Here is an 18,865-nt window from a genome sequence, read left to right as displayed (position 1 = left end):
ATTATTATATAGGTACCTTAAAGGAAAGTCAAGAGCCGGGAGAAGGCAGTAATTGCCATGCACAGTATAACGCCGCAGGCTGTGGGAAGAAGAACGGCCAGACAGGTCCATTTTAAGCTTCCGGTTTCCTTTTTTATCGTCATAAGGGTAGTAGAACAGGGCCAGTGAAACAGGAAAAATACCATGGTGCAAAGGGCAGTGACCCAGGTCCAGCCCTGAGAGATAAGGAGCGTATGAAGGTCGGAAAGATTTCCTGGTTCGATCAGGGTTCCCTGAGAGGTATAGGCCATAATAATGATGGGGATCACGATTTCATTGGCCGGAAGCCCCAGGATAAATGCCATAAGGATTACCCCATCCATCCCCATCAGGTGCCCGATCGGATCCAGATATCCGCTAAAGCGTGCCAAAAGGCTGATATCTCCAATGGAAACATTGGCTAAAATCCATATGACAAGCCCGGCAGGAGCCGCTACCGCGGCGGCACGGCCCAGAATAAAAAGGGTGCGGTCCAAAATGGAGCGCCAGATTACCCTTCCGATCTGAGGTCGGCGGTAGGGCGGAAGCTCCAGAGTAAAAGAGGAAGGCATACCTTTAAGGACCGTGGCAGACAGAAGGCGGGATACAAAAAAGGTGGCGGCAACACCGGTAAGGATAAAAAAAGTAAGGATCAGGGCAGGACGGAGAGAGGAAATAGGACCTGCGGACGAAGCTCCTGTAAAAAACAGCGTGATCAGAGTTACGAGGGCCGGAAGACGGCCGTTGCAGGGGACGAAGCTGTTGGTAAGAATGGCGATGAGCCGTTCTCTGGGCGAGTCGATGATCCGGCAGCCCGTTACTCCGGCTGCATTGCAGCCAAAGCCCATAGCCATGGTAAGGGCCTGTTTTCCGCAGGCTTTGCAGCATTGGAAGGGACGGTCCAGATTATATGCGATCCGGGGCAGATAACCAAAATCTTCCAAAAGGGTAAAGAGAGGGAAGAAAATGGCCATGGGCGGAAGCATGACAGAGATAACCCAGGCCAGTACCCGGTATACACCCAGAACCAGAATCCCGTGGAGCCATTGGGGCGCATTGACTGCCATAAAAGCAGCGGTAAGTTTTTCCTGAAAGGAGAAAAAGAGGGAGGAAAGCAGGGCGGAAGGGTAGTTGGCTCCTGTGATCGTCAGCCAGAAAATGAGCGCCAAAAGACCAATCATAGCCGGATATCCGGCCAGCCGCCCGGTCAGGATGCGGTCCCAAAAAGCATCCCTTTTGCCGTAGGGTTTTTCAGGAAGGGAGACCGTGCGGGAAGCAATGGACTCCGCAGTATTTACGATGCCGGATACGATTCGGTCCTTTAAATCATCCTCAAAGATCCCGGCCTGATCCAGGTGGGACTGGGCCTGGCGGACAGCCTGACATAATGCATCATCCTCGGACAGATCTCTGCCTAAAAAGGTATTTAAAGAGCGAAGCAGGCCGGGATCATTTTCAAGGAGTCTTAAGGCCAGCCAGCGGGGAGAAAGGCGGCTGCTGAGCGGTTCTGTAAAGGGCAGAAGCATGGAAATGGCCTGTTCTACAGCTGCGTCATAGGAAATATGAAATGGCTCTGTGTCTGGATGATCGACCGTTTCATCCAGCCGGTCTAAAAAATGTTCCAGAGAGCGCTTTTTTCTTGCAGTTGTTCCTGCGACAGGGGCAGAAAGTTCCCGACTGAGAGCCGGCAGATCAACGCGTATGTTTTTTTTCGCTGCTTCGTCCATGAAATTGACGCAGACCATGGCGGGAATTCCGGTTTCCAGAATCTGCAGGACAAGGTTTAAGTTCCGTTCCAGACAGGTAGAGTCACAGATAACCACAGCGGCATCACAGTTCCCAAAACAGATGCCGTCCCGTGCAAGCGCTTCTTCAGCAGAGTGAGCCATAAGAGAATACGTTCCCGGAAGGTCTGCGAAAACATAGTTGTATTTTTTTGAGGAGCAGCTTCCTTTAAAACAGGAAACTGTAACCCCGGCCCAGTTGCCCGTGTGTTGGGAGCTGCCGGTAAGGCTGTTGAAAAGGGTGCTTTTTCCTACATTGGGGTTGCCGGCCAGAGCCACTGAAAATTGGTTCTTATTTTCGTTTCCATCCACCCGGATCTGGCGGCTGTATTCACGCCGTATGGCAATGACTGCACCCCGGATCCGGTAAGAGACCGGGTCACCTAAAGGACTTACGCCCAGGCATTCTACCTGTGTGTCTGCAGTCAGCCCCAGATCCATAAGCCTCCTGCGCATGGCTCCGGAAACAAGAAGTTCCGTTACCCGGGCGGTCTGCCCTGGTTGTATATCATTTAAGGAAAGGAAAGGATTCACGATCCGTATACCTGCCCGTGTTTGTTCTTATTATTACAGTATGGTTCAGGCGGGAAAATGTGACTGGAAATAACCGGTGAAGTGGTGTATAATAAGAAGAAAAAATGACAACAGGAGAGTTTTGCTATGGAAGAAAGTTACATTGAATGGCTGGTAAAGCGCAAGGATCCTATCTATGCCCTTCCGGTAAAGATCATTATGGTGCTTGTCTGCGCCTTTTCCGTACTGCTGGCGCTGCAGACGGTGATCGGAGTTGTGATCATGACAGCAGCAGGTATCGGTACCTATTTTATTTTCCTGAATTTAAGTGTGGAATATGAGTATCTGTTTGCTGAGGGCGGTCTGCGGATTGACCGGATTCTGGGAAAGGCCAGACGGAAAAAGGCCTTTGACTGTGAAAAGGATGATGTACAGCTGATCGCTCCGGTGGATTCCTATATGCTGAAGGATTATGCCAAGCAGGGGATGAAGGTTATGGACTGTACCTCCGGAAAGCAGGGTGCTGAAGTTTATGCGCTGATGTATCAGAAGGGAGCCGACACCATGAAAGTTCTTATTGAGCCCAATGAAAAGATGCTGGCAGCCATGCGCCATACATTTCCGCGTAAATTCGTGAAGTAAGAGAAACAAAATATTAGGGGCACTGATGGAATCCTATTAGTAAATTCAATGAATCATAACGGGAAAATGGGTTTGACAATCCTAATAAAATTTGCTAGGATTAGATACTAATAAGATGCTGAGGGCAGTATACCACACAGAAAGCGAGGAAGTTTTAATGGGTACAATTATCGGCGAAGGCATTACCTTTGATGATGTACTTCTGGTTCCGTCTTATTCAGAAGTGATTCCGAATCAGGTAGATTTAACCACCTATCTTACAAAGAAGATCAAACTTAACATTCCCCTGATGAGTGCAGGCATGGACACCGTGACCGAGCACCGTATGGCCATTGCCATGGCGCGCCAGGGCGGTATCGGTATTATCCACAAAAATATGTCTATTCAGGAACAGGCAGAAGAAGTAGACCGTGTAAAGCGTTCCGAAAACGGTGTTATCACAGATCCCTTCTATCTTTCCCCCGAACATACTTTAAAGGATGCCAATGACCTTATGGCAAAATTCCGTATTTCCGGTGTTCCTATTACGGAGGGAAAGAAGCTGGTGGGTATCATTACCAACCGTGACCTGAAGTTTGAGGAGGATTTCAGCCGTCCGATCAAGGAATGTATGACTTCCGAGAATCTTGTCACTGCAAAGGAAGGAGTAACGCTCAAGGAGGCAAAGGCGATCCTTGCTAAAGCCAGAGTGGAAAAGCTTCCTATCGTAGATGACAATTTCAATTTAAAGGGTCTTATCACGATTAAGGATATTGAAAAGCAGATCAAGTACCCTCTGTCTGCAAAAGACGAGCAGGGCCGTCTGCTCTGCGGAGCCGGCGTAGGCATTACTGCTAATGTATTAGAGCGTGTAGCTGCTCTGGTAGAAGCAAAGGTAGATGTAATTGTTCTTGACTCTGCCCATGGTCATTCTGCCAACGTGATCCGCTGTGTGAAGATGATCAAGGATGCATTTCCGGATCTTCAGGTAGTGGCAGGAAATGTGGCTACCGGTGAGGCGACCAGAGCTTTGATCGAGGCAGGTGCGGACTGTGTAAAGGTAGGTATCGGCCCCGGTTCCATTTGTACGACCCGTGTGGTGGCAGGTATCGGCGTACCTCAGATCACAGCCGTTATGGACTGTTACAATGTGGCAAAGGAATACGGCATCCCGGTTATCGCTGACGGCGGCATCAAGTATTCGGGTGATGTTACAAAGGCGATCGCAGCAGGCGGCAGCGTGTGCATGATGGGAAGCATGTTTGCAGGCTGCGATGAGAGTCCGGGTACCTTTGAACTGTACCAGGGACGTAAGTACAAGGTATACCGCGGCATGGGATCCATCGCTGCCATGGAGAACGGAAGCAAGGATCGCTATTTCCAGACCGACGCCAAGAAGCTGGTGCCGGAGGGTGTAGAAGGCCGTGTGGCATACAAGGGTATGGTAGAGGATACCGTATTCCAGCTGTTAGGCGGTTTAAGAGCCGGTATGGGCTACTGCGGAGCCAAGGATATCCCCACTCTGCAGAATACGGCAAGATTCGTGAAGATCTCTGCCGCTTCCTTAAAGGAAAGCCATCCTCACGATATTCACATCACAAAAGAAGCTCCCAACTATTCGATTGACGAGTAAGAGGGGGAGAAAAGAAAGCCCGGAGAAAGCGCGATATCTTTCTTCGGGTTTTATTTATGAAATAAAAGATGGGATCGGTGAAAAGAAGCATTCAGGTGTATTCTTGACTTTCCTGCCCCCCAATGCTAGAATAAATACCATGGATAAGAAGAGAATAGCAGTTTGTATTACAGGAATTTTGATCATAGCGGCCTGTCTGACGGGGTGCCAAAAGCATAGGGAACCTGTCAGCAGGTCTTCTTTTTTGCTCAACACATTTATTACGGTAACGCTTTACGATTCCAGAGAGGAAGAGATCCTGGATGGGGTGACGGAGCTTTGCTCAGAATATGAAAAGAAGTTCAGCACCACCATAGAAACCAGTGAAATTTATGCAATGAACCACAGAAAGCCGGGAGAACGGGAGTTTACTGTGTCACAGGATACGGCGGAGCTGATAGAAAAAGGACTGGAGTACAGCCGGCTGTCAGATGGGGCCTTTGATATCACCATAGAACCCTTAAGCCGTCTGTGGGATTTTTCGGGCTCAGATCCTCATGTACCGTCAGAGGAAGCAATCCGGAAAGAACTTTTAAAGGTAGGATATGAAAGAGTTGCGGTAAACGGCAATACAGTGGTTTTTGCAGATGATCTGGTATCTATGGATCTGGGAGCGATCGCCAAAGGGTATATTGCAGACCGCATGAAAGAATATCTTAAAGAGCAGGGGGTAGAGAGCGCCATTATCAATCTGGGAGGCAATGTCCTTTGTCTGGGGGAACGGCCCGGGAATAAGCCATTTAAAATCGGTCTTCAAAAGCCCTTTGCAGAGCGGTCCGAGACAGTGGCGGCTTTGGATATCCGTGATATGTCTGTAGTTTCTTCCGGGGTATATGAGCGCCATTTTGAGGAAAATGGAGTCAATTACCATCATATTTTGAATCCATCTACCGGATGGCCCTATGAAAATGGCCTTACTCAGGTCACGATCCTGTCTGAGCAGTCCGTAGATGGTGATGGACTGAGCACGGCCTGTTTTGCGCTGGGATTGAAAGAAGGAATGGAGCTTGCACAGTCCTTAGAGGGCGTGTATGCGGTATTTGTTACAGAGGATGGGACGCTTCATTATTCTAAGGGAGCAGAGGCCTTTATCAGCAGCCCATAAATATAGAAACTTAACTTTACATTTTTTGCAGGCTGCCATATAATGAGAACGTGTTTACATACAGAAATACGAGGAATAAAATGTTTGAAGCAATATGGAAAAAATGTGTAAATTATGAAACGATCAGTTATCTGATCTGCGGGATCCTGACTACGGCAGTAGATTTTGTGTCCTATGCCATGTTTCGCCGTATGGATATGGGAGTGGGAATGGCACAGGCTTTTTCCTGGGGGGCAGCTGTGCTGTTTGCCTATGTGGTGAATAAGCTGATCGTATTTAAAAATTATGATCTCAGGCCATCCTATCTTATGAAGGAGGCAGGCGCTTTTTTGATGACAAGAGGAATTTCAGGCGTGGCTGTCTGGCTGCTGATGGTTGTTATGGTAGCGCTTGGAGAGGGAAGAGGCTTTTTATATGAGATGTTCTGCAAGATGGTCTCTTCTGCGGTGAACCTGGTGGCAAATTATATTTTCAGCAAGCTGTGGATTTTTAAAAAAAGGTCAGAGAGCAAGGGGAAACAGCAGTGAAACGAGAAGAGATCGTTCAGGCAGAACGGGAACTGGATGCGGTATTGGAGCTGATCCAGGAGTCGGAGGGGATTTCAGGAAGGGATGACATAAAAGAGGAGCGTATGAAAGAAAGAAATCGGATTCAGGAAGCAGAGGTAGAAGAAAGCCTGACCCGTATTAATATGGAAGACACGGCAGATATGCTGCAGTATGAAGCGTGCCGGGAATTAAAACGCTGCTGGGACGTTCATATCCTGCGTCCGGGTGATAGCCTTCTGGCTGCTTTTTTTGTTCCGGTGCTTGTTTTGGTGGTTATCTTTGCACAGAGAGGTATTTTCCCTTTTGGGGAAGAATGTTTTCTGCGTACGGATATGTACCATCAGTATGCGCCGTTTTTCTCTGAATTTCAGTATAAGCTGACTCACGGAGGAAGTCTGCTTTACAGCTGGGATATCGGTATGGGGGTAAATTTCTCAGCATTGTATGCCTATTATCTGGCAAGTCCCATGAACTGGCTTGTGGCTCTTTGCCCCAGGCAGTTTTTGATTGAGTTCATGACGGTTTTGATCGTCATAAAAACAGGCCTGTCCGGTTTGTTTTTTACCTGGTACCTTAGAAAACATACGGGGACCAGGGAGTTTGGTTCCTGCTTTTTCGGCATTTTTTATGCATTAAGCGGCTATATGGCAGCCTACAGCTGGAATATCATGTGGCTGGACTGTATCCTTTTATTTCCGGTCATTCTTTTCGGGCTGGAACGGCTGGTAAAGGAAAAAAAGGGGATGGTTTACTGTATTGCCCTGGGGCTTTCCATCCTGTCAAACTATTATATCTCCATTATGATCTGTATTTTTATGGTGATCTATGCAGCGGTTCTGGTGATTTTATATCCTCCGAAGAAGGGAAAGGAGTTCGCAGCCACAGCCGGCAGATTTACGCTGTATTCCCTTTTGGCCGGCGGACTGGCGGCAGTGGTCCTGCTGCCGGAAATTTATGCCCTTCAGGCCACCGCTTCAGGAAATTTTGACTTTCCAAAGACAGTCAGTTCCTATTTTTCCATATTTGACATGATCGCCCGCCATATGGGGAACGTACAGACAGAGATCGGACTGGATCATTGGCCCAATATTTACTGTGGGGTAGCGGTTTTGATGCTCCTGCTCCTGTATCTTGGGAATAAGAACATTAAAATAAAGGAAAAAGCAGTATATTTCAGTCTTCTGCTCTTTTTCTACGCAAGTTTTTCTGTTAATGTACTGAATTTTATCTGGCATGGCTTTCATTATCCCAACAGCCTTCCCTGCCGTCAGTCCTTCATCTATATCGCGCTGGTGCTGGTGATGTGCTATAAGGCGTATTTGGAGCTTAAAAATACACCCTGGAAGCATATCGTTATGGCCTTTTGGGGAGCTGCAGCCTTTGTGATCCTGGCTGAAAAGCTGGTAGATAATGAGGAACAGTTCCATTTTGCCGTATTTTATGCAGCTATCCTGTTTCTGGCTCTGTATACGGGCTGTATTTATCTGTATCACAGCCGGAAATGGTGTCGGGATGGGGTTTTTTTAGCAGTGCTGGGACTGGTATTTTGTGAGTCGGCAGTCAATATGGCGGTAACGAGTATTCCCACAACCAGCCGTACAGCCTATGTAAAAGATAATGAAGATACCATGCTTTTGGCAGACAGCATCCGCTCCTCGGTATTTTACCGGATTGAAAAGGGTGAAAGCCGGACCAAAAATGATGGGGCATGGATGAATTTCCCTTCTGCCTCCCTGTTTTCTTCCGTAGCCAGCGCCGCTATGTCGGACTTTTTTAAAAGCGTAGGCTGTGAGAGCTCCACCAATGCGTACAGTGTAAAAGGAAGTACGCCCTTTATTGACGCTCTTTTCGCTACCCGTTACGGCATCTATCCGGATCAGCAGCCTGCGGACGGCTTAAAGGAGCAGATTGGCCGTCAGGGCTCCATGTGGTTTTATGAAAATAAATATACCCTTCCGGTGGGGTTTGTGATGCCTCAGGATATGGAAACCAACTGGGTTCTTGATTCGGGAAATCCGGCAAATGTGCAGAATGATCTTTCTTCCGTACTGGGAGTAAGCAATCTGCTTGTGCCGGCAGAGGGAGTATCGGAAGGAAAGAAGCTTACCTTTACAGCAGATGCCTCCGGCGATTATTATGTCTATGTGACCAATAAAAAGGTAGAAGAGGTTTCCGCCGAAATAGGGGAGAGAAGTCTTTCCTTTGACAATGTTGACAGGGGCTATTTTCTGGAGCTGGGCTATCTGCCAAAGGGACAGGAGGTAATCTTTCAGTCCAAAACAGATGGAAATCCTGCCATGCAGGCGGAAATCTGGCGTTTTGATCCGGAGGCCATGGAGGAGATTTATCAGTGTCTGAGCCAATCGCCTCTTGAACTTTCCAGCTGGACGGATACCGGCCTTGCAGGAAGCATAAATACGCCGGAGGGAGGAACCATGTTTACCAGCATTCCCTATGATAAGGGATGGAAAATCTGGGTAGACGGGACGGCTGTTTCAGGGCGTCCGGTGTTTGATGCATTTCTGGGCGTGGATCTGGAACCCGGCGAGCATAAGATCCGGCTGTCCTATGAGCCTCAGGGGCTAAAGACAGGTGCCGTTATTACAGGCGTAAGTGCGGCCGCTGTGGCAGCACTGGCTGTCTGTGGCTGGATGAAAAATAAAAAGAAATTTCTAAAATAAATCATATATAAAGGAGACTACTATTATGAAGCTTTGGGGCGGACGTTTTACTAAGGAAACGGATCAGCTGGTACAGAATTTTAACGAATCTCTTTCATTTGATCAGAAATTTTACCGTCAGGATATCAGAGGAAGCATTGCTCATGTAAAGATGCTGGCAAAGCAGGGAATCCTTTCTGAGAAGGACAGAGACGATATTATAAAGGGACTGGAAGGGATCCGGCAGGATCTGGACGAGGGCACTTTGATCATTCCGGCTGGTTCCGGTTATGAGGATATCCATTCGTTTGTAGAGGGAACTCTTACAGAGAGGATCGGAGAGGCAGGAAAGCGCCTTCATACAGGCCGCAGCCGCAACGATCAGGTCGCCCTTGACATGAAGCTGTATACAAGGGATGAAATTGACGAGCTTGACGGTCTGGTAAAGAAGCTCTTAGAGGAACTCCTTGTGATCATGGAGGCAAATACAGAAACCTTTATGCCGGGCTTTACCCATTTGCAGAAGGCACAGCCCATTACGCTGGCTCACCATATGGGAGCTTATTTTGAGATGTTTTCAAGAGACCGCTCCCGTCTGGCCGATATCCGCAGACGGATGAATTACTGTCCTTTAGGCTCCGGCGCTCTGGCAGGCACGACCTATCCTCTAGATCGGTCTTATACGGCAGAGCTTCTGGAATTTGCAGGGCCTACCTTAAATTCCATGGATTCCGTATCAGACCGGGATTATCTTATTGAGCTTTTAAGCGCCCTGTCTGTTATTTCCATGCATTTAAGCCGTTTCTGTGAGGAAATTATTATCTGGAATACAAATGAGTACCGGTTTGTGGAGATCGACGATTCCTACAGCACCGGAAGCAGCATTATGCCCCAGAAGAAGAACCCCGATATTGCCGAGCTGATCCGCGGAAAGAGCGGCCGTGTCTATGGAGCTCTGATGTCCATGCTGACAACTATGAAGGGAATTCCTCTGGCTTATAATAAAGATATGCAGGAGGATAAGGAGCTTACCTTTGATGCTATTGATACGGTAAAAGGCTGTCTTGCCCTGTTTACAGGGATGATCTCCTCTATGACCTTCAGAAAAGATGTAATGGAAGCCAGCGCAAAGAGAGGCTTTACAAATGCGACAGATGCTGCCGATTATCTGGTAAATCACGGCGTTCCCTTCCGAGATGCCCATGGTATTGTAGGACAGCTGGTGCTTTTATGTATTGAAAAAGGCATTGCGCTGGATGATCTTTCCCTGGAGGAATATAAGGAGATCAGTCCCGTATTTGAGGAAGATATTTATGAAGCAATCAGTATGAAGACCTGTGTCGAGAAGCGCATGACCATTGGTGCTCCCGGGCCTGAGGCAATGAAGCAGGTAATTGCTGTTTATAAAAAGCAGCTGCAGTAACGGCAGGTAATTGATTGCATACAGAGGATGAAATATATGAAAAAAATTGGGGGGGGGGGTGGAACATGGAAACCATTAGAAAGAGAAGCCGTATTTTTACCATCTGCGCGGTGTTGGTTGCTATGTTCTGTCTGGCAGTAGGTGCTGGAAATACCGTATCCTTTGAACGGATGATGAACCAGGTGGTAGAGCGGTATGTGTCAGAAAACAATCAGCAGGTTGCAAGCCAGATTTCATACCGTCTGAAAATGGGAAGAGAGTTTGTATCGGACTTTGCCGATACCCTGAGCCGAATGCCCCAATTTCTTCTCACAGAGGATTTTATATCCAGAAAGACAGCCGCCGTGGAGTTGGAAGGACTTATGGTTCTTTTTGAAGACGGCAGTGTGTTTCCCGAATCTGCCTGTCCGGATTATCTGAGCCAGTGGTTTGAGAAAAATCCGGACATATGGGAAAAACAGGTAACCTCCTATGTAGCAGATCAGAATCTTATCTTTACTGCTCCTGTACATTATGGGGATGGAACAGAAGCGGTTGTAGTAGGACTTCAGAACTACTGGAGCATCAAGGCTCTGGTCTTCCGGGCAGATTATCAGGAGCAGGGAGCCAGCTTTCTCATTGACAGAAAAGATGGAGAGATCCTGATCGCAGATGAAAAGTCAGCTTTATCAGTTACAGATCAGCAGCTCTATGCTCTTCTAGAGACAGGAAGGGAGCTGGAAGGAGACAGGCAGGTCTATGAAGCGGTGATGCCGAACGGACAGGAGGTTTTTGTTTCCTTGTATGAGGTAAGGGATACGGACTGGGTACAGGCAGCCGTGATCCCGTCCGATTTTCTGATGGCCCAGATCGAACGTCATATGGATGTTTATGCCGCGGTAGTAGTGGCTGTCATGGTTTTGCTGGGCGTATTGATCGGACATCTGATGAAGGAAAACCAGAGGTGGGAGAGGCTTTCTGTTACAGAGCCTCTTACCGGAGGCTGGAGCCGCGAAGGCTTTATAAAGCTGGGTACGCAAAATACGGAAGGACACAGGCTTCACGAATGGATCGTTGTGTATCTGAATATTAAAGATTTCCGATATATTAACGAAAGCTGGGGCGAAGAAGATGGGAATCTGATGCTTCAGTTTATATACCGTATGCTTTCCGGACTTATAAATGAAGAGGAGCTGGTGAGCAGGAGCAGCATGGATCATTTCTTCCTGTTATTAAAGGAAGAGGACGATCGGGATGTCAACCGTCGAATCCTCAAAATGAAAGAAGCAGTAAACGAGCGGATCCGTTGTAAATTCAGCGAGTACAGCATTGATTTTGCGGTTGGCGCCTGCCGTCTGGATATTGCAGGAGGAGTTCCTACAGCGATGAATAAGGCAATTTATGCCAGCAAGCTGTCGGATACAGACAATGTATGCAGCTTTTACAATGCAGGTATTGCAAATATGCTTGAAAGGGAGGAGCGGCTGAATACTCTTTTTGAGGATTCTGTAAAAAACAGGGATTTCAAGGTTTATCTTCAGCCGAAAGTGTCTCCTTCAGAAACCAGAGCCTGTCAGGCAGAGGCCCTTGTAAGATGGTTTCATCCCCAGGAAGGGGTGATCTATCCCTCTGAATTTATTCCGATTTTTGAGAAAAACGGGAAAATCTGCTCCCTGGATCTTTATATGTTTGAAGAGGTCTGCCGCCTGATCGATCGCTGGATCAAGGAGAAAAAGGCACTGGTTTCCATATCGGTCAATGTGTCACGCTTCCACTTAAGAGAGGCTGGCAGCGAGATATGGAAGGAGTACAAACGGATCCTTGACCGGTATGATATTCCTGAGGGCGTGATAGAAATGGAACTTACGGAAACTATTCTTTTGGAGGAAAATCAGATTCCTTTTGTAAAAGCCGTCTTAAACGGTTTCCGGTCCTGCGGACTTCGTGTTGCATTGGATGATTTTGGCTTTGCTTATTCATCCCTTTCCATGTTAAAAGAGTTTGCAGTTGATACACTAAAGATGGATCGCAGTTTTTTTGTCAACGAAAATGACAAATCAAGAAGAATTGTAGGAAGCATTATTCAGCTGGCACACAGCCTGGATATGGATGTGGTAGCTGAAGGAATTGAAGCAAAGGAACAGGTGGAAATGCTGAGGAAGATGGGCTGCGACTTGATTCAGGGTTATGTCTATTCTAAGCCTCTGCCTGTTGGGGAATTTGAGCAGTGGAGAGAGGAGTATGACAGGTAACAGTATAAAAAAGACTTTGCCCGGAATGGCAAGGTTTATGATACTGATTTTAATTATTTTGATCCTTCCGACGAATGTGGCATTACAGTTATATATACAGCATCAGAACCAGAAGCAGAATTCAGAAGAGATATTCTGGCAGCTGGAACAGCTTATACGGAACAATATATATGATCTGGAGCGGGAGAAAAGGGACTTTTCTCAAAAATGTATTCAGTCAGCTAAAATGGCTGCCTACTTTGTGGAACATAATCCGGGGTATATTACAGATCTGGAGCATACGAAGGAGCTGGCTGAAAAGCTGGATGTAGATGAGATCCATTTTATTGATCCTCAGGGGGAGATTTATGCGGGTACCCATCCCAGGTATTATGGTTTTACATTCCGGGATGGAGAACAGATGCAGTTTTTTCTTTCCATGCTGGAAGATACTTCTCTGGAGTTGTGTCGGGAGATCACTCCCAATACTGCAGAAGGAAAGATGATGGAGTATGCGGCAGTATGGATGGAAGATAAAAGCGGAATTGTCCAGATCGGGATGGAACCCAAACGCCTTTTAAAGCAGATGGAGGAAAAAAGCCTGAAAAAGGTGGTTTCTGAGATACCTTCCGGTCTTATGGGATATCTGCATATAATCAATACAAACACAGGGAAGATCGAAGCTTCGACTGTCCCTGGAATGAATGGGCTGGATATTCATGAAGAACTTAAAACGGAAGATAAAATAAAAGCTCCTGCTTCCGGCCACTATCGGTATAACGGCCGGAAATTCTGTGTCTATACAAAATATTACGGTCAATATCTCCTGGTGCGTTCTTTTGTGTCAGCTTATCCGCTGCGCAGCGCGGTGCAGTCTACTCTGCTTGTATTTCTCTATATACTGGGGGCGTCTGTGGCCGTTCTGTGGATTATCATGTGGTACATGAAAGTAAAACTTGCAGGGAATCTGACTGCGATTGTAGGTGAATTGAAAAAAATAGAAGGGGGAGATCTGACCAATCTTACCATCCACACGGGAATTTTAGAATTTGACGAGCTGGTTCAGTATATCAATGCTCTTTTAAAGAGTATCCGTTTAAACTGGGATAAGATGGATCATGTGATTGAAAACAGCCGTGTTCCGGTGGGAGTATTTGAATATAACCATTTTTATAAAAAAACCTTTATGAACAACCGTATTCTGAAAATTCTTGGGATTTCTGATGCAGATGAAAATAATGATGCTTTGAGCAACAGGATAAGGAAAAAGCTGGAAGAAGCGGAGAACCATCCTGTGGATGCAGGAAAATCTCTTTATGAATATGACAGAAACGGGGAAACGGTTTTTGCCAGAATTGAAAAATTTACAGATGAACAGAGTACGACCTGGTGCGTTACGGACGTTTCCCAGTGGTGGAATGAGATCAATCGCTTAAGAGAACAGAGCAGCAGAGACAGCCTGACGCTGCTTTATAACCGCCGGGGCTTTACGGAACGGCTGGAGGCTCTGTTTGCCGATCCCGGAGCTATTGGAAGCGGAGTGATGATCATGCTGGATGCAGATGGACTAAAGGGGATCAATGACATGTACGGACATCATATGGGAGATGTTTATTTACGTCAAATTGGCCGTCAGATTGAATTTTCGGGAGAGAAACGTTTTATCAGCGCCAGAATGGGAGGCGATGAATTTTCGGCATTTCTTTATGGTTACGCTTCAAAGGAGGAGGCAGAGAAGGTTCTCCGGGACTTTGAGGCTCATCGCGGCGAGGTTTTTATGGATCCCGAGATGAAACATATTTTGGGAACTGTAGAATTTTCCGTTGGATATGCGTTTTATCCGGAGGACGGAACGGATTACCATGTGCTGATGCATATTTCGGATGAACGGATGTATGAAGAGAAAAAGAAACGTAAAGGCAGAAGGAGCAGAGAAGAATGAAACTGTTTCATCTTTCAGATCTTCATCTTGGAAAACGGGTAAATGAGTTTTCCATGCTGGAGGATCAGCAGTATATTTTGAGCCGTATTCTGGAATGGGTTCATAAGGAGAAGCCGGATGTACTGATCCTGGCGGGTGATATCTACGACAAAGCAGTACCGTCTGCAGAGGCGGTCAGCCTGTTTGACTGGTTTCTTACAGAGCTTGCAGACAGAGCGTGTCCGGTGTGTATTGTAAGCGGAAACCACGATTCGGCAGAGCGGCTGGCATTCGGCGCCAGGCTTATGAATGCCAGAAACATTTTTCTGTCCCCGGTTTATGAGGGGAAGGTGGAGACGGTTGACTTTAAGGATTCCTTTGGAAGGATCCGGATCCACCTTCTGCCCTTTGTGCGTCCTTTATCGGTACGCCATGCATTTCCCAAGGAGGCGGAAGGGATCGTTGATTATCAGACAGCTTTAAGGACTGCAGTGGAGCATATGGAGCTGCTAGAAGGAGAACGGAATGTGCTTGCAGCTCATCAGTTTATCACAGGGGCTATGAGCTGTGAATCAGAAGAAGTGACTGTAGGGGGGCTGGACAATGGGGACGCCTCCCTCTTTGATGCGTTTGACTATGTGGCCTTAGGCCATATCCACAGCCCTCAGAGTGTGGGGCGCAAAGAGGTGCGCTACTGCGGTACGCCTCTTAAGTATTCCTTTTCTGAAGTATCCCAGGAGAAATCCATTACCGTGGTTGAATTGGAAGAAAAAGGAAATGTGCAGATAAAAACTCTTCCTCTCATACCGCTGCGTGATATGAGAAAGATACGCGGTACGTATATGGAGGTAACGGATCGGGCTTTTTATGAGGGAACCGATCAGCAGGATTATATCCAGGTGACTCTTACAGATGAGGAGGATATACCGGATGGTCTCCAGAAGCTGCGTACCATTTACCCTAATATTATGCGCCTGGAATACGATAACCGCCGTACCAGAAAAGACGCAGAGATAAGAGAATGGGAAAAGCAGGAAGAGCTTTCGGAGCTGGAGTTGTTTTCGCGGTTTTATGAGCAGCAGAACAATCAGCCCATGAGCCCAGAGCAGGAAGCGTTTGTCAAACATATTATGGAAGAGATAAAGGAATAGAGGATGAAACCGGAAAAGCTGATCATAAGCGCCTTTGGGCCTTATGCGGAGGAAATTGAAATTGATTTTGAAAAGCTGGGAGACAGGGGCCTGTTTTTGATCACAGGAGATACGGGGGCCGGGAAAACGACGATTTTCGATGCCATTTCCTTTGCCTTGTACGGAGAAGCCAGCGGAGAGATCAGAGAAGCGGGAATGTTTCGAAGCAAATATGCATCAGAGCAGACGCCCACATTTGCAGAGCTGACTTTTTCTATTCAGGAAAAGAGATACCGTGTCCGACGTAATCCGGAGTATCTGCGTCCAAAAGGGAGAGGGACCGGCTTTACTGTTCAGAAAAGTGATGCGGAACTGATCTTTTTTGACGGCCGTCCGCCAATCGTAAAGAATAAGGAGGTCACAAAGGCTGTTACAGAATTTTTGGGGCTGGACTACCGCCAGTTCACTCAGATTGCCATGATCGCCCAGGGAGATTTTCAAAAGCTTCTCTTAGCCGGAACCGCAGAGCGGTCAGAGATTTTCAGGCGTATTTTTCATACAGAGCCTTGTCAGGAACTTCAAAATCGTTTGAAATATGCAGTAAAAGAACGCTGGAAGGACTATGATGAGATGCGGCGCAGTATCAGTCAGTATCTGGACGGAGTACAGTGCGGATGTGCGCCGGAAATTGACGCAGAATTTAAGACTCTGAAAAAAGAACATTTTGACGGAAAAGCCGTCCGCGGCATGGAACTTTTGAGCCGGCTTCTGGAGATGGATAAGAACAGCCTGTTTCAGCTGGATAAGGAGATCAGAGGACTGGAGGAAGAAATCCAGGAACAGGATCAGCTTCTGGGAAAAGCAGAACAGAGGCGCAGGCTGGTACAGGAGTTAAAGCTTAGGGAAACAGAAGAAAGGGAACTGGCTCCGGTTCTGGAGGAACGTGCCGTGCAGCTTAAGGAAGCAGAAGAAAGGACAGTTTACTGCAAAGCGCTTGATGAAAAGATACGGAAGGGAATGGGGCAGTTAGAGCAGTTTACGGCGCTTTCTGGTCTGAAGAAGGAACTTAAGGATAAGGAAAGCAGTCTGCAAAAGATCCAGGAAGAGTATGGGCTTTGCAGGAAGCAGGAAGAGCTTTTGGAAGAAGAAATCCAAAAAGGGAAAAACAGGCAGGAAGCGCTTGCGGGAGCAGAAGCAAGGCGGGAGCAGTTAGCCTACGAAACAGAGCGAACGACGGCCAGAAAAACAGAACTGGTAAGCTGCGGGAAGCGGTATTTCCAGCTGTTGGAGGCCGGGAAGCAGGAGCGGGAGGCAATCCGTCTGGATGAGGAGGCATTAAAGGAACAGGAAGCAGCTCTTGCAAAGGGACAGGAAAAAATCGACAGCCTGATGGACCGGGATGTGCTTTTAGTGAAAAAAACAGAGGAAGCAAGAGGATTAAAGCAGTTAGATCAGGTCTGTGGCCGCTGGAAGGAAAAAGAGGAAACGCTTTTAAAGATTCAGGAGCAGTACCGTCTGGCAAGTGTGGAAAAATCCCGTCTCAGACAGGAGTATGACCAGTTTGAGCAGCTCTTTTTGGATGCACAGGCGGGGATTTTGGCAGATCATTTAAAAGAAGGGGAAAGATGTCCGGTCTGCGGCTCTCTTCATCATCCGGCGCCTGCCATAAGGCCTGAACGGGTTCCGGAAAAGACAGAATTGGAGCAGAAAAAAGCCAGGCTGAGCCAGGCTGAGGATCGGGTTCGGGCGTTTTGCGCAGAGGCAGAGCATGGGAACCGGGAATGTGCAGAGCTTGGCAAGAGCATCCGGTCTGGTCTGGGAACGGAGGAGACGGATATAAGACCGGAGCAGGCGGGGCAGATCCTGAAACTTCGTATTGCAGCGCTTTCCGGACAGATCGCTCAGATTTCAGAGGAAATTGTCCTGCGAAAAAAACTTGGGAGGCTGCAGGAACAGGAACAAAGAAGGTGGAAGGAAAGCCAGGAACAGTATCAGAACCGTCTGCGCCGAATGGAGGTAATACGGACGCAGAAGGAACAGGCCTTACAGGATATCCAAACAGCTCTGGGACGGGAAGAAGAGGAGGCTTATATTCTTACGGCTTTGAAACAGGCTGTCCAGAGCCTGGAAGCAGAACTCAAAGGACTGAAAGAGAAAACAGCCTCCAATCAGGCGCTTGTTCAGGAATTTATTTCTCTCAGGCAGATCCTTTTGCAGAAGGAACAGGCGCTTTCAGCCTGCAGGGAAAGGATCAGCCGGCTGAGAGCGGAAGAAGCCTCCCTGAAAGCCAAAATGGATTCTCTGAGGGAGCAGGAAAAAGAGAAGAACGAGCATCTGGAAGACTGGAAAGAAGAGACGCTCTCTGTACAGATTGAAAGCTGGCGCAGGGAAAAGTCCGGACTGGAAAAGTCCTATGAGCAGGCAGCCGAAGCATTTCGGGAATGTAATACCAGGTTTACAGCCTTACAGTCTGCCGTTTCCACGCTGAGAGAGCAAAATAAGGAAGCAGAGCTGCTTTCTGAGCCGGAAATTCTGGCCTGTAAAGCCGTACTTTCTGAAAAAAAAGAGAAAAAAGCCGCACAGCGGAGCCAGCTGTATGCGGAAATGGAGAATAACCGCCGTATTTTTAATGCAGTTCAGGGGAAGGAAGCGAAGATGGCAGCTGCGGAACAGGAGTATGTGTGGATGAAGGCTCTGGCCGATACAGCGGGAGGAACATTAAGCGGAAAGCCGAAAATCGAATTTGAAACCTATGTCCAGACCGCGTTTTTTGACCGTATCCTGCGAAGGGCGAATCTCCGCCTGATGACTATGAGCAGCGGTCAGTATGAATTAAAGCGTCAGGCGGCAGGAGAAAATAAAAAAGAAAAGGCAGGACTGGAATTAAATGTCATTGACCATTATAATGGAAGTGAACGCAGTGTGAAAACACTCTCCGGCGGAGAAACTTTCCAGGCATCTTTGTCCCTGGCTTTGGGGCTGGCAGATGAGATACAGTCAAATGCCGGAGGAATCCGCCTGGACGCTATGTTCGTGGATGAGGGCTTTGGCTCTCTGGATGAGGAAGCTCTAAACCAGGCTATGAAGGCTCTCTACAGTCTGGCAGAAGGGCAGCGGATGGTGGGGATTATTTCCCATGTATCTGAATTAAAAGAGAGAATCAGCCGAAGGATTACTGTAACTAAAAACCGCAAAACAGGCGGTGTGGGAAGCACAGTCCAGGTGAGCGGAGAATCATAAAAGAAAAAGGGGTAATTTAA

At 47.5% G+C, this 18,865-nt stretch carries 11 protein-coding genes; 10 read left to right on the top strand and 1 reads right to left on the bottom strand.

Going from position 1 to position 18,865, the window contains the following annotated elements:
* Positions 1–17: 17 nt before the first annotated feature.
* Positions 18–2,336, bottom strand: a complete 2,319-nt coding sequence (gene feoB / locus ACZM6M_RS12180; protein ID WP_418926317.1) for a ferrous iron transport protein B — start codon at positions 2,334–2,336, stop codon at positions 18–20.
* A 126-nt stretch (positions 2,337–2,462) separates the two neighbouring features.
* Between feoB and ACZM6M_RS12175 the strand changes: the two genes are divergently transcribed.
* From ACZM6M_RS12175 to ACZM6M_RS12130, 10 genes are all read left to right on the top strand, one after another.
* Entirely contained in the window at positions 2,463–2,957 is a 495-nt protein-coding gene (locus ACZM6M_RS12175; protein ID WP_066543648.1) for a DUF6106 family protein, read from the top strand.
* A gap of 157 nt (positions 2,958–3,114) precedes the next feature.
* On the top strand, positions 3,115–4,569 hold the full coding sequence (gene guaB, locus ACZM6M_RS12170; protein ID WP_337433205.1) for an IMP dehydrogenase: 1,455 nt from the start codon (positions 3,115–3,117) through the stop codon (positions 4,567–4,569).
* Positions 4,570–4,750: 181 nt separating this feature from the next.
* Positions 4,751–5,713, top strand: coding sequence for an FAD:protein FMN transferase (locus ACZM6M_RS12165; RefSeq protein ID WP_418493833.1), 963 nt, complete (start codon positions 4,751–4,753; stop codon positions 5,711–5,713).
* A gap of 80 nt (positions 5,714–5,793) precedes the next feature.
* Positions 5,794–6,240, top strand: coding sequence for a GtrA family protein (locus ACZM6M_RS12160; RefSeq protein WP_337433203.1), 447 nt, complete (start codon positions 5,794–5,796; stop codon positions 6,238–6,240).
* On the top strand, positions 6,237–8,942 hold the full coding sequence (locus ACZM6M_RS12155; RefSeq protein WP_489490449.1) for a YfhO family protein: 2,706 nt from the start codon (positions 6,237–6,239) through the stop codon (positions 8,940–8,942). Before ACZM6M_RS12160 ends, ACZM6M_RS12155 begins: the two co-directional genes overlap by 4 nt.
* Before the next feature lie 25 nt (positions 8,943–8,967).
* Complete coding sequence (gene argH / locus ACZM6M_RS12150; protein ID WP_337932798.1) at positions 8,968–10,344, top strand: argininosuccinate lyase; 1,377 nt, start codon at positions 8,968–8,970, stop codon at positions 10,342–10,344.
* 65 nt (positions 10,345–10,409) lie between these two features.
* Positions 10,410–12,575 carry an EAL domain-containing protein gene (locus tag ACZM6M_RS12145; protein ID WP_418926284.1) on the top strand — a complete coding sequence of 722 codons (2,166 nt, stop codon included), beginning with the start codon at positions 10,410–10,412 and terminating at the stop codon, positions 12,573–12,575.
* Positions 12,565–14,496: a sensor domain-containing diguanylate cyclase gene (locus ACZM6M_RS12140; RefSeq protein WP_418762158.1), complete on the top strand. Its 1,932-nt coding sequence runs from the start codon at positions 12,565–12,567 to the stop codon at positions 14,494–14,496. The genes ACZM6M_RS12145 and ACZM6M_RS12140 overlap by 11 nt, the downstream gene beginning before the upstream one ends.
* The gene (locus ACZM6M_RS12135; protein WP_340276724.1) at positions 14,493–15,626 is read left to right on the top strand and encodes an exonuclease SbcCD subunit D; all 1,134 of its coding nucleotides are present in this window, start codon (positions 14,493–14,495) and stop codon (positions 15,624–15,626) included. Before ACZM6M_RS12140 ends, ACZM6M_RS12135 begins: the two co-directional genes overlap by 4 nt.
* Positions 15,627–15,629: 3 nt before the next feature.
* The gene (locus tag ACZM6M_RS12130; RefSeq protein WP_489490448.1) at positions 15,630–18,845 is read left to right on the top strand and encodes an SbcC/MukB-like Walker B domain-containing protein; all 3,216 of its coding nucleotides are present in this window, start codon (positions 15,630–15,632) and stop codon (positions 18,843–18,845) included.
* The last annotated feature ends 20 nt before the right edge of the window (positions 18,846–18,865 follow it).

It is taken from the genome of Enterocloster sp., assembly GCF_057861365.1.
The sequence above is the reverse complement of the archived record's forward strand: the minus strand, read 5'-3'. Positions and strand labels throughout refer to the sequence as shown.